General features: G+C 66.4%; 15 protein-coding genes. 8 read left to right on the plus strand and 7 right to left on the minus strand.

Annotated features, from left to right (window positions below):
* Positions 1 to 10 precede the first annotated feature (10 nt).
* On the minus strand, positions 11 to 769 hold the full coding sequence (locus LSQ66_RS05970; RefSeq protein WP_231768876.1) for a spermine/spermidine synthase domain-containing protein: 759 nt from the start codon (positions 767 to 769) through the stop codon (positions 11 to 13).
* A 71-nt stretch (positions 770 to 840) separates the two neighbouring features.
* Between LSQ66_RS05970 and LSQ66_RS05975 the strand changes: the two genes are divergently transcribed.
* The 8 genes from LSQ66_RS05975 (at position 841) to LSQ66_RS06010 (ending at position 10,724) form a co-directional block, all read left to right on the plus strand.
* Positions 841 to 1,116, plus strand: coding sequence for a hypothetical protein (locus tag LSQ66_RS05975; protein WP_231768877.1), 276 nt, complete (start codon positions 841 to 843; stop codon positions 1,114 to 1,116).
* Positions 1,117 to 1,141: 25 nt separating this feature from the next.
* Entirely contained in the window at positions 1,142 to 2,320 is a 1,179-nt protein-coding gene (locus LSQ66_RS05980; protein ID WP_231768878.1) for a GGDEF domain-containing protein, read from the plus strand.
* A gap of 64 nt (positions 2,321 to 2,384) precedes the next feature.
* Positions 2,385 to 3,839: a Ppx/GppA phosphatase family protein gene (locus LSQ66_RS05985; protein ID WP_231768879.1), complete on the plus strand. Its 1,455-nt coding sequence runs from the start codon at positions 2,385 to 2,387 to the stop codon at positions 3,837 to 3,839.
* Positions 3,840 to 3,941: 102 nt separating this feature from the next.
* Positions 3,942 to 4,769, plus strand: coding sequence for a substrate-binding periplasmic protein (locus tag LSQ66_RS05990; protein ID WP_231768880.1), 828 nt, complete (start codon positions 3,942 to 3,944; stop codon positions 4,767 to 4,769).
* A gap of 8 nt (positions 4,770 to 4,777) precedes the next feature.
* Positions 4,778 to 8,209 (plus strand): response regulator, encoded by a 3,432-nt coding sequence (locus LSQ66_RS05995; protein ID WP_231768881.1) that lies wholly within the window; start codon positions 4,778 to 4,780, stop codon positions 8,207 to 8,209.
* Positions 8,206 to 9,309, plus strand: coding sequence for an HD-GYP domain-containing protein (locus LSQ66_RS06000; protein WP_231768882.1), 1,104 nt, complete (start codon positions 8,206 to 8,208; stop codon positions 9,307 to 9,309). Before LSQ66_RS05995 ends, LSQ66_RS06000 begins: the two co-directional genes overlap by 4 nt.
* A gap of 75 nt (positions 9,310 to 9,384) precedes the next feature.
* Positions 9,385 to 9,861: a hypothetical protein gene (locus LSQ66_RS06005; protein WP_231768883.1), complete on the plus strand. Its 477-nt coding sequence runs from the start codon at positions 9,385 to 9,387 to the stop codon at positions 9,859 to 9,861.
* An 83-nt stretch (positions 9,862 to 9,944) separates the two neighbouring features.
* The gene (locus LSQ66_RS06010; RefSeq protein ID WP_231768884.1) at positions 9,945 to 10,724 is read left to right on the plus strand and encodes a GNAT family N-acetyltransferase; all 780 of its coding nucleotides are present in this window, start codon (positions 9,945 to 9,947) and stop codon (positions 10,722 to 10,724) included.
* 19 nt (positions 10,725 to 10,743) lie between these two features.
* On the opposite strand, the gene LSQ66_RS06015 is transcribed toward LSQ66_RS06010, so the two are convergent.
* The 6 genes from LSQ66_RS06015 to LSQ66_RS06040 all read right to left on the minus strand — a co-directional run bounded on the left by LSQ66_RS06015 (position 10,744) and on the right by LSQ66_RS06040 (position 15,202).
* Positions 10,744 to 11,031 carry a hypothetical protein gene (locus LSQ66_RS06015; protein WP_231768885.1) on the minus strand — a complete coding sequence of 96 codons (288 nt, stop codon included), beginning with the start codon at positions 11,029 to 11,031 and terminating at the stop codon, positions 10,744 to 10,746.
* 151 nt (positions 11,032 to 11,182) lie between these two features.
* Complete coding sequence (locus tag LSQ66_RS06020) at positions 11,183 to 11,860, minus strand: ABC transporter ATP-binding protein (protein ID WP_231768886.1); 678 nt, start codon at positions 11,858 to 11,860, stop codon at positions 11,183 to 11,185.
* Between the two features lies 1 nt (position 11,861).
* The gene (gene phnE / locus LSQ66_RS06025; RefSeq protein WP_407659626.1) at positions 11,862 to 12,641 is read right to left on the minus strand and encodes a phosphonate ABC transporter, permease protein PhnE; all 780 of its coding nucleotides are present in this window, start codon (positions 12,639 to 12,641) and stop codon (positions 11,862 to 11,864) included.
* Positions 12,641 to 13,486, minus strand: coding sequence for a PhnE/PtxC family ABC transporter permease (locus tag LSQ66_RS06030; RefSeq protein WP_231768888.1), 846 nt, complete (start codon positions 13,484 to 13,486; stop codon positions 12,641 to 12,643). The genes phnE and LSQ66_RS06030 overlap by 1 nt, the downstream gene beginning before the upstream one ends.
* Positions 13,487 to 13,492: 6 nt before the next feature.
* The gene (locus LSQ66_RS06035) at positions 13,493 to 14,332 is read right to left on the minus strand and encodes a phosphonate ABC transporter ATP-binding protein (RefSeq protein ID WP_231768889.1); all 840 of its coding nucleotides are present in this window, start codon (positions 14,330 to 14,332) and stop codon (positions 13,493 to 13,495) included.
* 3 nt (positions 14,333 to 14,335) lie between these two features.
* Positions 14,336 to 15,202 carry a putative selenate ABC transporter substrate-binding protein gene (locus LSQ66_RS06040; protein ID WP_231768890.1) on the minus strand — a complete coding sequence of 289 codons (867 nt, stop codon included), beginning with the start codon at positions 15,200 to 15,202 and terminating at the stop codon, positions 14,336 to 14,338.
* Between the last annotated feature and the right edge of the window lie 28 nt (positions 15,203 to 15,230).

Below are 15,230 nucleotides of genomic sequence, written 5' to 3' on the forward strand. Positions count from 1 at the left end.
GCCACAGTTTTCAGCGGCGGCGCCGCAATGCGGCCACCACCCAGTGCGCCAGCAGGCGGTTCGCAAGGCCGAAACCCATGCCCGGCCAGAGGCCCTGGCGGGCTGCCACGCGCCGCTGCATGCGTACCGCATGGGTCGCCGGACCGGCTCCCGCCTTGACAGCGAAAACAATGCGGTTGTTTCCGGCGATGCCGCGGAACTGGCAGGTGCGGCCATGGAAGCAGTCGCGCAGGCGGCGCAGCATGTCGGCGTAGTGCGGGTCGTAGCTGAAGATATTCGTTACCAGCAGGCCGTCCGGGCGCAGGGCGCGGCGGCAGTGGGCATAGAAGCTGGCGCTGCCCAGGGCAGGCGGCAGGCCTTTGCTGTCGAAGCCGTCCAGGAGCAGCACATCGGCGCTGCCGCTCATTTTCCCGATGAAGCTGGCGGCGTCGGCGTGGATGACGCGAAAGCGTTCGCTGTCCGGCGGCACCCCGAAGCGCTCGCGCAGGGCGATAACGTCCTCGCGCAGCTCCAGCACCGTGATGCGGCTGTGCGGCAGGTAGCGGTGGCAGAACTTGGCCAGGGAGCCGCCGCCCAGGCCCACCATCACGATATGCTGCGGCTGTGGTTTAAAGAGCACAAAACACATCATGGCCCGCGCATAGGCCAGCAGGAGGCGGTGCGGGTCGGCCAGGTCCATCTGGCTCTGGATCTCGCCCGGCGCGAATTCGAGCGTCAGGCGTCCCGCGCGCTGGCGCACGCGCGGCCGGGCATCGGAAGACGGGGGCATCTTGCTCGCTTGTTATGGCTGCTGAAGTTCTGATAAGCTCATGGTAGCCGCCAGCGCTACGGAGAGACAATATGTTTTTGGACCACCCCACCATCACCGCCACCAACAGCCTGACCGAGCCGGACCGCCTGGAACGCCTGACGCGGGTGTACGGCTACGTGGCCGCGCTGGCCGACCTGGCCGGACACCAGCACCTGATCGAAAAGATCAGCCAGCTGCACGACCACAAGGGCACCCTGATCGTGTTCTGGCACGACGCGCCGACCGAGGAGGAGAAGGCGCTGTTCGTGCAGGGCTGGGCCAGCCGCATGGGCGATGGCAGCACGAATGTGGAACACGAGGTCTGAGCGCGCCGCCTTCCGCGGCTGAACTATGGATATCAAAACCCTGATCCTGGCGCTGGCACTTGGCAATGTGACCCTGTGCGCGGCGCTGTTCTTTCACGACTACCAGACGCGCAAGCTGCTGGCCCTCACCACCTGGACCATGGCCAAGCAGTTCCAGGCCGTGGCCTGGCTCCTGTTGTATTTTCGCGGCGTCGTGCCGGAGATGCTGGCGGGCCCCGTAGCCAACAGCCTGCTCCTGGCGGGCCTGGCCCTGGATGCGGGAGCGCTGTGGGAGGCGGGCGGACGCGTGCGCTGGCGCCGCATCCTGCTGCCTGCGCTGGCGGCGGGACTGGCCGTCTATCTCGCATCCTATCTGTGGGACGCCGAGTCGGGCCTGCGCGCGGCGGCCGGTTCGGCCATCGCCGGGGCCTTCGTGCTGGCGGGCGTGGCCGCGCTGGCCCGCCGCTGGGCCGAGGGCAGCATGCTGCGCCGCTTCCTGGCGGTGACCAGCGCCGTGCTGGCCCTGGCCATCGCCAACCGCGGCCTGACGCCCCTGATCCTGCCGGAAGGCTGGTACTGGGTGAGCCCGAACCTGATGCAGGGCCTGGGCTACGGCGCGTTCTACCTGCTCATGCTGGCCAACGGCTTCGGTTACCTGCTGCTCTCGCGCGAGAAGCTGCAGGGCGAGCTGGCCCGCCTGGAAGTGGTGGACCCGCTTACGGACGTGCCGAACCGCCGCGGCTTCTACAATGCGCTGGCGCCGTGGATGTCGCTGGCGCGCCGTCCCGGCCAGCCCACGGCCCTGATCCTGCTGGAGCTGGACCAGTTCAAGCCGATCAACGACCACTACGGCCACCCCGTCGGCGACACGGTGCTCAAGGCCATGGTCGATGCCTGTAACAAGCAGCTGCGCGACAGCGACCAGATAGGCCGCCTGGGCGGCGCCGAGTTCGCGATCCAGCTGCCCCGCACCAGCCTGCAGGATGCCCTTGTCGTGGCGGAGCGCATCCGCAGCGCCGTGGCGGCGAAGCCGGTGAAGGCCGAGCGGGCCCTGATCAATATCACGCTCAGCCTGGGCGTGACCACCATCCGCGCCGACGACAGCACCGTGAGCCTGTTCAAGCGCGCCGACGAAGCCCTGCAGGCGGCCAAGCTGCGCGGCGCCAACCAGGTGGCCGAGGCGGCCCCCGCGCCCGAGCCGGACGAGGAGTTCAGCCTGTCATAGGCGCGTCATCTGCAGGGTGTACTGTGTTAGGATTTTCGTATAAACGATATAAACGGAATCCTACATGTACGCAGCGGTCGACCTCGGGTCCAACAGTTTTCGCCTCTCCGTCGGCAAGCACGACGGCGACACCATCCGCGTCCTGAAAAGCATGCGCGAGCCGATCCGGCTCGCCGCAGGCCTGGACAGCGCGGGCAACCTGAGCGAAGAGGCCATCGAGCGCGCCATTGCCTGCCTGCGCAACTTCCGCACTGCGCTTGCGGCCTACCAGCTCGACGCCATCCGCGTCGTCGCCACCTCCACGCTGCGCCAGGCGCGCAATGTGGCCGCCTTCCTTCCCCGGGCCGAGCAGGCCATCGGCCAGCCGATCGAAATCATCTCCGGCGAGGAGGAAGGGCGCCTGATCTACATGGGCGTGGCGCAATCGCTGGCCCAGCCCTCCGAAAGGCGCCTGGTGATCGACATCGGCGGCGGGTCCACGGAACTGATTCTGGGCCGCGGGCCGGATATCGAACGGGTGGAATCCTTCAGCGTGGGCAGCGTGAAACAGAGCATGGCCTTCTTCGTGGGCGGCCGGGTGGACGCGCCATCGTTCGAGGCCGCCATCCTCTCCGCGCGCAGCCACTTCGAGGACGGAGCGCCGCCTTACCATCCCCAGTACTGGAAGCGGGCTTACGGCTCTTCCGGCACCATCCGCGCCATCGCCGACATCATCGAGAAAAACAACCTGGGCAAGGGCCTGACCCCGGCCAGCCTGGAGGCGCTCAAGCAGCGCTTCATCTCCCTCGGCCACGTGAGCCGCATCGACATGCCCGGCCTGCGCCCAGACCGCGCGGGCACCGTGATCGGCGGCCTGGCCATCCTGATCGGCGTTTTCCACGAGCTGGGCATCTCCCAGGCGGAGCCCATCGAGGCGGGCCTGCGCATGGGCGTGATGTGGGACCTCTACCTGCGCTCGACGAAACGGGACCGCCGCGAACAGTCGGTGCAGGACTGCCTGCGCAAGTTCCATGCGGACGAAGCCCGCGCCGCGAAGGTGGCGGACATGGCCCTGGCCATGTTCAGCCTCGCGAAACCGGCGGGCGAGGCCATGGCCCGTCCCCTGTACTGGAGTGCGCTGCTCCATGAAATCGGCATGGTGGTGTCGCAGACCGGCTACCACAAGCACGGCGCCTACATGATCGAGAACGCGGACATGCCGGGCTTCACCACGCGCGAGCAGAGGCTCATGAGCCGCCTGGTCATGGCGCAGAAGGGAAATCTGCGCAAGGTGGAGGAGCAGCTTTCGGACGGCGACTTCGCCAAGGCCGTGGTGGCCCTGCGTCTTGCCATTTTGTTCATGCATTCGCGCATCGAGCCCGACTTCTCGGTGCTCAAACTTCGCGTAAAAAGCCGCATCGAACTGGAACTCCGCCGTTCCTGGGTGGCCGAGCACCCCACCGTGGCCTACTGGTTCGAGAAGGAGCAGGAACTGTGGGACGAGGTGGGGGTGGATTTCACCGTCAAATCCCTGGCCTGATGTGTCGCATATTCGCTCGAAGGAAGAAATATTGTATTAGAGAATGTATCGCTGCCTTGCAATTTTGCATACACTATAGCCTGAGCCAATCGGGGAGGCGGCATGAGGGTAGCAAAGTGGCATAGCAGGGCATGGCGGATCGCGGGCGCAGTGGCGCTGCTTTCGCTGGCCGGCCTTGCCGCCGCCGAACCCGCGCCCCCGCCGTCGCCGGACAGGGCATCCCCGTCCCGCATCATCACCCTCTGCTACGAGCGCGCCGACGTGCTGCCCTGGCGCAGCCAGGACGGCCGCGGCCTGAACTTCGACCTGCTGGACATGGTCGCCAGGCGCGAGAACATCGTATTCGAATACCGGGCCATGCCCTGGAAGCGCTGCCTGGCCGAACTCAAGGCCAACGAGGTGGACGGCGCCTTCGCCGTCAGCTACAAGTCCGACCGCCGCAGCATCGGCGAGTTCCCCGGCGGCGCCAGCCCGGATGCGAACAAGCGCATGCACATCGACCGCTACATGCTCCTGCGGCGCAAGGGCAGCAAGGTGGGCTGGGACGGCAAGGTTTTGAGCAATGTGGACGGCGCCATCGGCGCCCAGCTGGGCTACTCCGTGGGCGACCAGCTGCGCAGCCTGAACGTGACGGTGGACGAAGGCAGCCAGCGCTCGGACGAACTGGCGCGCAAGCTGATCGCCGGCCGCATCGCCGCTGCCGCCGTGGGCGGGAGCGACGCCGTCACGCTGATGAACGGCCCCCTCGCGGCGCAGCTCGAACTGCTGCCCAAGCCCCTGGCCGAGAAGCCATACTTCCTGATCCTGTCGCGGCAGATGGTCGAACGCTGGCCCGAACAGTCGCAGCGGATCTGGTCCGCCATCGAGCAGGCGCGCAACAGCAGCGCCTACCAGCAGCTGGAACGTGCAGCGAAAGGCAAGCTGCCTTGATGCGCAACGTGCTGAATTTTCTGCAGAACACTCGCATCGGCGCCTTCCTGCTCGCATCCACCGCCCGCTTGCGGGATACATGGCAGCGCGACATCCTGCTGCGCCTTGCCGTCAGCATCTTCCTCGCGGTGGCCGTATCCACTGCGGCCTACACAACCTATGCCGTGCGCACCCTGCGCGCGGAGGCGGAGCAGAACCTGCAGGAGCGCTCCGAACGCCTGGCCACCGTGCTGTCGCAGGCGCTCGCGCGGCCACTGTTCGACATCAACAATGCGGCCATCACGAGCGTGGTGGACGCCATGCGCGGCACCCCCGAGGTGCTCATGCTGCGCGTTCTGGCGCCCAACGGCGGCGAGATGGCCAGCTTCAGCGTGCCCCGCATCGACCCCAAGCTCGCCATCGTGGTCCACCGCGACATCAGCTTCCAGGACGGCAGCCGCAGCTACCCCGTGGGCGCCATCGACCTGGCCTTCTCGCGCCTGGAAGTGGACATGGAGCTGCGCCGCCGCCTGCTGCACGCCCTGGCCGTGAACCTGCTGCTCGCGCTCACCATCGTGGGCTCCATCTTCCTCGTGGGCCGCAAGGCCGTGCGGCCCTTTGCCGATATCCAGCGCTCGCTGGAGAAGCTCACCCAGGGCAAGACCGACATCGAACTGTCCGGCATCGGGCGCGCCGACCAGGTGGGGCGCCTGTCCGGCGCCGTGCGCAGCTTCCGCGACACCCTGACCAGGCTGCGCGACGCAGAGAGCGAGCTGCGGGAGCTGAACGGCGACCTGGAACAGAAGATCGACGCCCGCACGCATGAGCTCAAGCTCACCATGCAGGTGGCGCGCGACAGCCAGCGCAAGGTGCAGGCCATCGTCGATACCGCGCTCGATGCGGTGGTGGGCATGGACCGCCATGGCCGCATCGTGGGCTGGAACCGCCAGGCCGAAATCATCTTCGGCTACAGCCGCGACGAGGCGCTGGGCCAGCAGCTCGAGACCCTGATCATTCCGCAGCGCTACCGCTACGACCACCGCAAGGCGATGCAGCGCTATGTGGCGGGTGGCGCGGGCGGCGGAGAAATGCTGGACCGCCGCATCGAAGTGGAATCCCTGCGCGCGGACGGCAGCGAGTTCCCCATCGAGCTTTCCATCACGCGCGTGCAGCTGGACGGGGACGGCAACTTCGAATTCTGCGCATTCATCCGCGACATCAGCGACCGCCGCGAGCGCGAACAGAAGCTGGTGACGGCCAATGTGATGGCGGAGGCGGCCAATATCGCCAAGTCCGAATTCCTGGCCAACATGAGCCACGAGATCCGCACGCCGATGAGCGCCATCATCGGCATGGCCTACCTGGCCTTGCGCACCGAGCTCACGCCCAAGCAGCACGACTATGTGAGCAAGATCCACCGCGCGGCGCTGGCCCTGCTGGGCATCATCAACGACATCCTGGACTTCTCCAAGATCGAGGCGGGCCGCCTGGACGTGGAGGAGATTCCCTTCTTCCTGGACGACGTGCTGGCCAACGTGGCCAGCGTGACCAGCCAGCGCGCGGCGGACAAGCAGCTCGAATACCTCTTCAACGTGCCGCCTTCCATTCCGCGCCACCTGTGCGGCGATCCGCTGCGCCTGGGGCAGGTGCTGATCAATCTCGTCAACAATGCCGTCAAGTTCACGGCCTCGGGCGAGCTGGAACTGGCCGTGTCCCTGCTGGGTACTGCCCCGCCGGGCAAGGTGGCGCTGCGCTTTGCCGTGCGCGATACGGGCATCGGCATGTCCCCGCAGCAGAAGACCAAGCTGTTCCGCGCCTTCAGCCAGGCCAACGGCTCCACCACGCGCCAGTACGGCGGCACGGGCCTCGGCCTCTCCATCTCGCAGCAGCTGGTGCGCCTGATGGGCGGCGCCATCCAGGTCGACAGTGAAGAGGGCAAGGGCTCGACCTTCCACTTCGACCTGGAATTCCAGCTCTCGGGCCATCCCGAGCGCCAGGCCAGGGTGCCCGCGGACCTGAACGGGGCCCGCGTTCTGCTGGTGGACGACAGCCCCGTGGCGCTGGAAGTGCTGCGCGAGGCGATCCGCGCGCTTCCCCTGCGCGCCGACGCGGCCACGGACGGCGTGCAGGCCCTGGAGATGGTGAAAGCCGCCGACATGGCGGGCGACCCCTACCGCCTGGTGCTGACCGACTGGCGCATGCCGGGCATGGACGGCGTGGAGCTTTGCCGCCAGGTGCGCGAGGACGCGAACCTGAAGCAGGCGCCCGGCATGGTGCTGGTGACTGCCTTCGGCCGCGAGGAAGTGCAGCGCGAGGCGGATGCGGCGGGCTTTATTGGCTTCCTGTTCAAGCCCATCGGCCAGAGCGCCCTCGTCGACACGCTGGTCTCGCTGTTCGCGCCCGCAAGGCAGATCACCGAACCGCGCATCACCGTGCCGGGCCAGCAATTCACGTCGCGCGTGCTGCTGGTGGAGGACAACCCGGTCAACCAGCAGATCGCCGCCGAGCTGATGGCGGTGCAGGGCATCCAGGTCGATTTCGCGGGCAACGGCCGCGAGGCGCTGGAAACGCTGCGCCGCGAAGGCCCGCAGGCCTTCGACATGGTGCTCATGGACCTGGAGATGCCGGAGATGGATGGCCACGAGGCCACGCGCGAGCTGCGCGGCGACGAGCGCTTCGCCGAGCTGCCCGTGGTGGCCATGACGGCGCATGCCCTGGCCGACATCCGCGAACGCTGCCTGGCCGAAGGCATGCAGGACTACATCACCAAGCCTATCGACCCCGAGCAGCTGTACGCCACGCTTTCGCGCTGGCTGGGCAAGGCCCTGCTGCCCGCGCCGCCCGTGCAGCCGCGGCCCGCAGCGGGCAACGGCGTGCTGCCTCAGTTCAACGGCATCGATACGGGCAGGGGGCTGCGCCATGTGGCGGGCAATACGGTGCTCTATCTGCAGCTGCTGGACCGCTTCCGCCACTCCCAGCGCGGCACGGCTGCCGAACTGCGCGCCGAACTGGCGGAAGGGAATATGGCGGCGGCGGGCAAGCGCGTGCACACCTTGCGCGGCGTGGCGGGCAATATCGGCGCCACGGCTGCTGAAACGGCGGCTGAAACCCTGGAAGGCGCGCTGGCGGGCGGCGATCCCGTCACCGGCGCCATGATCGCCACCCTGGAATCGGCCCTGGGCGACACCATCGCCGCGCTGGACGAGCACTTCGCCACGGCGCCTGCCGCCCCTGCTGGCGAAACGGCCGTGCACCCCGAAGAGGCGCTGGCTGAACTGAGCCGCCTGCTGGCCGAATTCAGCGGCGAGAGCCCGGATTACTTCGACAGCGTGCGCACTGCGCTGGCCACGCTGCTGCCCGCCGCCACACTTGACCGGCTGGCTGCCCATATGGCGCATTACGAGTTCGAAGCGGCACAGCGCCTGCTGCGCGCCGCGGCACAGGAGACCGGATCGCCATGAACAAGCCCGCCTCACGCCCCACCATCCTGATCGTGGATGACACGCCGGACAACATCATGCTGCTGTCCAGCCTCCTGAAGGACCAGTACAACACCAAGGTCGCCACCAACGGCGCGACCGCCCTCCAGATCCTGCAGCACACGCCGGAAGTGGACATGGTGCTGCTGGACGTGATGATGCCGGACATGGACGGCTATGAGGTCTGCGCCCGCATCAAGGCCGATCCGCGCACCAGCGAAATTCCCGTGCTCTTCCTCACGGCGCGGAGCCAGCCGGAGGACGAAGCGAAAGGCCTGGGCCTTGGCGCAGTGGACTATCTCACCAAGCCTATCAGCCCGGCCATCCTGTTCGCGCGGGTGAGCACCCAGCTCACCCTGCGCGAGGCGCGCCGCGTGCTGGCGGACCGCAACCGCAGCCTGGAAGCCCTGGTGGCCGAACGCACCAGCCAGATCACGCGCATGCAGGACGCCACCATCATGGCCATGGCCACCATGGCCGAAACGCGTGACAACGAAACGGGCAACCATATCCGCCGCACGCAGAACTACGTGAAGGCGCTGGCGCTGAAGCTCAAGGACCATCCGCGCTTCGCGGACGAGCTGACGGAAGAGAATATCGAGCTGCTGTACAAGTCCGCGCCGCTGCACGACATCGGCAAGGTGGGCATCCCCGACCGCATCCTGCACAAGCCGGGCCGCCTGGACAGGGATGAATTCGAGATCATGAAGCTGCACGCCGAATATGGTGGCGACACCATCCGCCAGGTGGAGAAGCACCTGGGCGGCACCAACTCCTTCCTGACCTACGCGCGGGAGATCGCCCAGTCGCACCAGGAGAAGTGGGATGGCTCCGGCTATCCCGAGAACCTGAGCGGCGACGCCATTCCCGTATCGGCGCGCCTGATGGCGGTGGCCGATGTCTACGACGCCCTCATCACGAAGCGCGTCTACAAGCCCGCCTTCAGCCACGAGGAAGCCCTGAGCATCATGCGCAAGGGCAGGGGAAGCCACTTCGACCCCGACATGCTGGATGCCTTCATGGAAATCGAACAGCGCTTCGCCCAGATTGCGCAGGAGTTCCGCGACGCGGAAGAGGTGTGAAATTTTGTAATACTCGGCGTTCTTTCCGGAAAATAGTATATATTGTTTATATTATTGAATCAGGAAGGAACGTCCATGCCCATCGCCAAGACCACCAAGCCAGCCGCGAAGGCTGCCGCCAAACCCGCCGCGAAAGCCGCCGTCAAACCTGCCGCCAGGGCCGCAGCCAAGCCTGCAGCGAAAGCGGCGCCGAAGGCGCCCGTGAAGGCCGCTGCCCGTCCCGCCGCCAAGGCCGCCGCTCCCGCCAAGGCGCCCAAGCCCGTGAAAGCCGCCAAGCCCGCAAAGGCCCGTCCGGCGGAAAAGGCTTCGGACGTGCTGAAGGAAAAACCGCGCAAGGAAAAGCTGGTGCGCGACAGCTTCACCATGCCGGAGGCGGAATACGCCGTGCTGGGACAGGTGAAGAAGGCCTGCCTGAAGGCCGGTTTCGAAATCAAGAAGAGCGAGCTGCTGCGCATCGGCGTCGCCCTGATCAGCCAGATCGACATGGCCACCCTGCAAAGCGTGCTGGCTTCGCTGCCCCAGCTGAAGACGGGGCGCCCGAAGAAGGCCTGATGTCATCGAACGGACATGCCGCTGTCATGGCCGTGAAGCAATAGAAGGCTAGGCTTGCTTTGTCTCCACTCCAAGGACAAAGCATGCCAATCCTGACCGAACAGACGACACTCAAGGCCGCGCCCGCGCGGCTGGTGCTCAGCATGGCCAGCACGCCGGACGAACTGCGCGAGGTGCAGCGCCTGCGCTACAAGGTCTTCATCGAGGCCATGGGCCTGTCCTCCCTGCAGCGGGCCGATGGCCTGGACTGCGACGAGTTCGACGCCTTCTGCGACCACCTGATCGTGCGCGAATCGGACAGCCTGCGCGTGGTGGGCACCTACCGCCTGCTCAGCCCCGAAGGCGCGCGCCGCCTGGGCCGCGTCTATTCCGAGAACGAATTCGACCTGGGGCGGCTGAATCATCTGCGCGGACGCATGGTGGAAGCGGGCCGCGCCTGCATCCATCCGGACTACCGCGGCGGCAGCGTGATCATGCTGCTCTGGTCCGGCCTGGCGGAATATATGCGCCGCCAGCGCTGCGACCATCTGGCAGGCTGCGCCAGCATCAGCCTTGCGGATGGCGGACACAATGCGGTGGCGGTCTACGAACAGCTGCGCCGCACGCATCTGGCCCCGGCCGAATACCGCGTCACGCCCCACCTGCCGTTCCCCTTCCAGAAGCTGGCGCCGTCCGTGTCGCCACAGATTCCGCCGCTGCTGAAGGGCTATATGCGTTCGGGGGCCTGGATCTGCGGCGAACCTGCCTGGGACCCGGATTTCGAAAGTGCCGATCTGTTCCTGCTGATGCCGCTGGCCAAGCTGGACGCGCGCTATGCACGCCACTACGGCATGGGAGATACGCCGCTGCCAGCGGCGGCGTAAGGGAAGGAGAGCGCGCCGCTCAGTGCACCGATTCGGAGGAGAGCTCCTTGAGCTCCTTGATGCTCATGTCCGACTTCTCATGCATGCGCAGCAAAATGGTGGCGCCCACTGCGAGCTTGCGGTGGCGGATCTTGCTGATGATGGGCGGTTGAACTTCCAGCACCCGGCACAGCTCCGCATCGTTTTTCAGGTTCATGCGCTCGATGAGGGTGTCCAGCAGCTTGTTTGGGACAAAGCTCGACGGCTCCAGCGCCCTGGCACGGTTCATCGCTTCGATCAATTCGAGTTTCTTCTGCCGTACGCTCATTTGCTCCTCCCTTAAAAGTTGCACGCCGCGAAGAGATATCAGGATGACTTGATAAAGTGAAATAAAAGCATGCTTGATAACAAAGCAAGTTATCTAAACTATACTACGGCCAGAGATATTTGCGCGCGCGGGCGCTAAAAATAATGCGGGTTTATTGCGCGAGAGGCTTGACGGATGGCGCAGTCTGCAAACCGTCCCGTGTGAGGATGAGCGTACGATCCGCCATGGCTGCGGCTGAGGCTGAATGAGTCACCATGATGGTGCAGGCCCCGTTGGCGCGGATCTCTTGTTGCAAAAGCAGCAGAACCTGATGGGCGGTATCGGGATCGAGGTTGCCGGTGGGCTCGTCCGCCAGCACGAGGGCGGGCCTGTGCACGAGGGCGCGGGCAATGGCCACGCGCTGCATTTCGCCGCCCGAGAGCTGCTGCGGATAATCGTTTTCGCGGCCGCCCAGGCCCACGGCAGCCAGCATCTCCGCCGCGCGCTGCTGCGGCAGGCCGTTGAGCAGCAGCGGCAGCGCCACGTTCTGCAGCAGGTTCAAATGCGGCAGCACGTGGAAGGCCTGGAAAATGAAGCCCATGCGCTTGCGGCGCAGGCGTGTGGCGGCGTCGTCGTCCAATGAGGACATGGCGATGCCGTCGACCAGAATGGGCGCCTCGCCGTTCGCATCCGGATGGTCCAGTCCTGCGATGAGATTGAGCAGCGTGGATTTGCCCACCCCCGAATCACCCATGATGGCCACGAATTCGCCGGCCTCGAAGCGGTGCGAGAGATGCCCCAGCACCGGCTTGCCGCCATAGGACTTGGAGAGATTGCGCAGTTCCAGCATGTCAGCGGGTGAGCGCGCGGCGCAGCGCGAAGCTCAGTGCATCGACCAGGGCCACCAGCAGCAGCATGGCGACGATGACCGTGGCCGCCTTCTGCATCTGGAACAGGGAAAGATGGTACTTCAGCATCTGCCCCAGGCCGCCCGCGCCCACCACGCCGAGGATGGCGGCCGCGCGGATATTGTTCTCCCAGCGGTAAAGCGTGTAGGAGAGCATCTGCGGCAAGGTCTGGGGCAGCGTGGCGTAGAGGAAGGCGGCCATGGGCGCTGCGCCGTTGATGCGCAGGCTGCGCTCGGGCAGAGGCTCAGCGTTCTCCAGCGCGTCCGCGAAGAGGCGGCCCAGCACACCCGCCGTATGCGCGGCCAGGGCCAGCGTGCCCGCGAAGGGACCGAGACCGGCTGCAATCAGCAGCACCGAGGCCCACACCAGTTCGGGAATCGAACGCAGCACATTGAGCACGGCGCGTACTGCGCCGCGTGCTGCGCGGCCGAAGCGGCCCGCCGCGGGAATCGCCAGCAGGATACCGCCTGCCACGGCAAGCAGGGTGCCGAGGGCGGACATGGACAGGGTTTCGATGGCGGCCAGTCCGGTCTTGCGCAGGAAGCCGCTGCCCAGCTCCGGCGGCGCGAAGCCGGCCAGGAATTCGCGCACGCTAGTTACTGCGTCGAGCGAGAAGAGGGCGGCAAAATGCAGGGGCAAGCTGGCGAAGCTGGCGGCGACCAGGGCCAGCAGCACAAGGCCCATCAAGGGCGCGGTCCAGCTGCGGGCGGGCGGTGCGGGCATCATCCCAGCTTCCTCCGCAGCAGTTTGGAAACGGCATCGGCAAGCGCCACGAGCAGCACGAACACGATCAGCATGGAGCACACCTCGCTCCCCGCCAGCATCTTCATCGATTCATCCATGCGCTGGCCCAGGCCTCCCGCGCCGACGAAGCCCATGACCACCGAGCCGCGGATAGCGCACTCCCAGCGGTACATGGTGTAGGACACGAGCTCGGACCCCGCCTCGGGCAGCGCCCCGTAGAACAGGGCGGCGAGGCGCCCGCTGCCGTTGGCCAGCAGCGTATCGCTCGCATGGCGCTCGGACGATTCCAGAATTTCGGCATAGACCTTGCCCAGCATGCCCGAATAGGTGAGGGCGATGGCCAGCACGCCCGCCGTCGGTCCCAGGCCGATGATGCGGACGAAGAGCAGCGCCCACACCAGTTCCGGCACGCTGCGCAGGACGATGAGCAGCCAGCGCACGGCCTGCCGCAACAGGCGTCCCGGCAGGGCGATGCGGCCCTTGCCCAGGCGCGAGATGGAGAGCCGCTCGGTCACGATCAGCGTGGCGGGGATGGCGCCCAGCAGGGCCAGGGCCAGCCCGGAAGTGGCGATGGCGACGGTCTGCCAGGTTTCCCGCAGCAGCAGCTGGAGGAATTCCGGCGAATGCGCAGGCGGGACAAAACCGGCGAGGAACTGTCCGGCCGCCGCCAGGCTTTGCAGGTCGAACAGGGAAAACGGTTTGAACTCGCTGGCCACCACCATGGGCCAGAGCAGGGCGATGGCAAGCACCGTCCAGGCCACCCGTCCGCGCCAGGCGGGATCGGGATGGCGTTCGGAGTAGGGAACTGCGGGAACGTTATGCATGCGGCCTTACAGGCAGGCGCCGACGGCCAGGCGGCCCGGCGTTTCGTGCGGATGCTCGGAGTTCGCGGGCGGGTTCTCGCCCAGGTAAAGCTCGTCGATCATGGCGGGCGTGACCTGCTCGCGCGGCAGGTCGAAGACCACACGGCCCTCCTTGAGCGCCACGATGCGCGGGAAGCTGGCCAGCGCCAGGTCGACCTGGTGCAGGCTGCATATGAGCGCCGCCTTGCGGGCGGCAGCTTCCTGCTGCAGCGTGGTCAAGGTGAGGTGGGACAGCGCCGGATCGAGGGCGGAAAGCGGCTCGTCCACCAGCAGGGCGCGCGCGGAGGACAGCAGCAGGCGGGCCAGCCCGCAGCGCTGGCGCTCGCCGCCGGACAGGCGGTCCACGCGCGAATACAGTTTGTCGCCCAGATTGAAACGGGCGAGGGCACGGTAGGCGGCCTCGGGGTCCGCGGGCTTTACCAGCGAGACCAGGGAGCGCCACAGGCTCCATTGCGGCAGGCGCGCGGCCAGCACCGCCGTCACCACGCGCTGGCGCGGCGGGAGGGGCGGGGTCTGCGGGGCGAGGAAAAGCTGGGCGCGCAGGGCATGGCGCTCGTAGTCACCCAGGGACCAGGGCTGGACGCCAAAGGCCTCCAGCTTTCCGCTGTCCGGCTGGTGGGAACAGGCCAGGGTCGCCAGCAGGGTCGTCTTGCCCGCGCCGGAGGGGCCGATCAGGGCAATCTGCTCGCCTTCCGCGACATGCAGGCCGATGTCATGCAGGGCATGGGCGCGCGTGCCGCCCTGGTGGCGGGCCGAAAGGCCCTCCAGGCGATAGACGGTGGCTGCGCCGTTGCTGGCTTCTGTCATCGATTACTTCTTCAGCAGGCCCGCGTTCTTCGCAGCCGCCTCGATGGCGGTGTAGTTCTCGGCCTTGGTGGGAATGAACTTGCTGGCGCGCTGCAGGTCCAGAATGGCCTTGCCTTCAGGCGTGCTGCTGTCCAGGGCCAGGAAGGCATCGGTGATCTTCTTCTTCAGCTCAGCGGGCATGTCGGCGCGCACGGTCCAGTTGTAGTCGTAATACGCGGGCGTGGTGTAGAACACGCGCACGGCCTTGGTGTCGACCTTCTTCTCGCCCACCAGCTTCTCCCACACGGAGATATTGAGGGCGCCCGCATCCACCTTGCCGCCTGCAACGGCAGCCACGGTAGCGTCGTGCGCGCCGGAGAAGGCGATGCGTTTCAGGTCGCTGTCCGGATCGATCTTTGCCGCCAGCAGGAAGGAGCGCGGCATCAGGTGGCCGGAGGTGGAGGACTCGGAGCCGAAGCTCAGGGTCTTGCCTTTCAGGTCGTTCAGGCTGTTGATGGAAGGCGAAGTGGTGATGAAGACGGAACGGAACTTCTCGTCTTCCACGCGCTGCACCAGGGGCACCACCTGGCCCTTGCTGCGGTCCTTGGCCTGGATGAAGGTGAAGCCGCCGAACCACACCATGTCCAGCTTGTGGTTCACGAGGCCTTCGACGGAGGCTGCGTAATCGGTTACCGGGGTGAACTCGACCTTCATGCCCAGTTTCTTTTCCAGGTACTCGCCGAGGGGCTTGAACTTGCGCTGAAGTTCGGTGGGCGCTTCGTCCGGAATGGCGGATACGCGCAGCACCTGCTGCGGGAAGGCTTGGGCGGAAGCCAGCACCATGCCGGCGGCGATCAGGGATTTGACGAGTCGAAGCGGGGAGAAGGACATGTTTGGACGTTTTTCTTGTTGAAAGTAT

It is taken from the genome of Massilia endophytica, assembly GCF_021165955.1.
Classification (GTDB): domain Bacteria; phylum Pseudomonadota; class Gammaproteobacteria; order Burkholderiales; family Burkholderiaceae_D; genus Rugamonas; species Rugamonas endophytica.

Bases quoted from the DNA above. Each gene is read 5' to 3' on its own strand.
- LSQ66_RS06030 (WP_231768888.1), bottom strand. From the start codon at position 13,486: ATGCATAACGTTCCCGCAGTTCCCTACTCCGAACGCCATCCCGATCCC.
- LSQ66_RS05985 (WP_231768879.1), top strand. From the start codon at position 2,385: ATGTACGCAGCGGTCGACCTCGGGTCCAACAGTTTTCGCCTCTCCGTC.
- LSQ66_RS06000 (WP_231768882.1), top strand. From the start codon at position 8,206: ATGAACAAGCCCGCCTCACGCCCCACCATCCTGATCGTGGATGACACG.
- LSQ66_RS05980 (WP_231768878.1), top strand. From the start codon at position 1,142: ATGGATATCAAAACCCTGATCCTGGCGCTGGCACTTGGCAATGTGACC.
- LSQ66_RS05990 (WP_231768880.1), top strand. From the start codon at position 3,942: ATGAGGGTAGCAAAGTGGCATAGCAGGGCATGGCGGATCGCGGGCGCA.
- LSQ66_RS06005 (WP_231768883.1), top strand. From the start codon at position 9,385: ATGCCCATCGCCAAGACCACCAAGCCAGCCGCGAAGGCTGCCGCCAAA.
- LSQ66_RS06015 (WP_231768885.1), bottom strand. From the start codon at position 11,031: ATGAGCGTACGGCAGAAGAAACTCGAATTGATCGAAGCGATGAACCGT.
- LSQ66_RS05970 (WP_231768876.1), bottom strand. From the start codon at position 769: ATGCCCCCGTCTTCCGATGCCCGGCCGCGCGTGCGCCAGCGCGCGGGA.
- LSQ66_RS05975 (WP_231768877.1), top strand. From the start codon at position 841: ATGTTTTTGGACCACCCCACCATCACCGCCACCAACAGCCTGACCGAG.
- LSQ66_RS06020 (WP_231768886.1), bottom strand. From the start codon at position 11,860: ATGCTGGAACTGCGCAATCTCTCCAAGTCCTATGGCGGCAAGCCGGTG.
- phnE (WP_407659626.1), bottom strand. From the start codon at position 12,641: ATGCCCGCACCGCCCGCCCGCAGCTGGACCGCGCCCTTGATGGGCCTT.
- LSQ66_RS06035 (WP_231768889.1), bottom strand. From the start codon at position 14,332: ATGACAGAAGCCAGCAACGGCGCAGCCACCGTCTATCGCCTGGAGGGC.
- LSQ66_RS06040 (WP_231768890.1), bottom strand. From the start codon at position 15,202: ATGTCCTTCTCCCCGCTTCGACTCGTCAAATCCCTGATCGCCGCCGGC.
- LSQ66_RS06010 (WP_231768884.1), top strand. From the start codon at position 9,945: ATGCCAATCCTGACCGAACAGACGACACTCAAGGCCGCGCCCGCGCGG.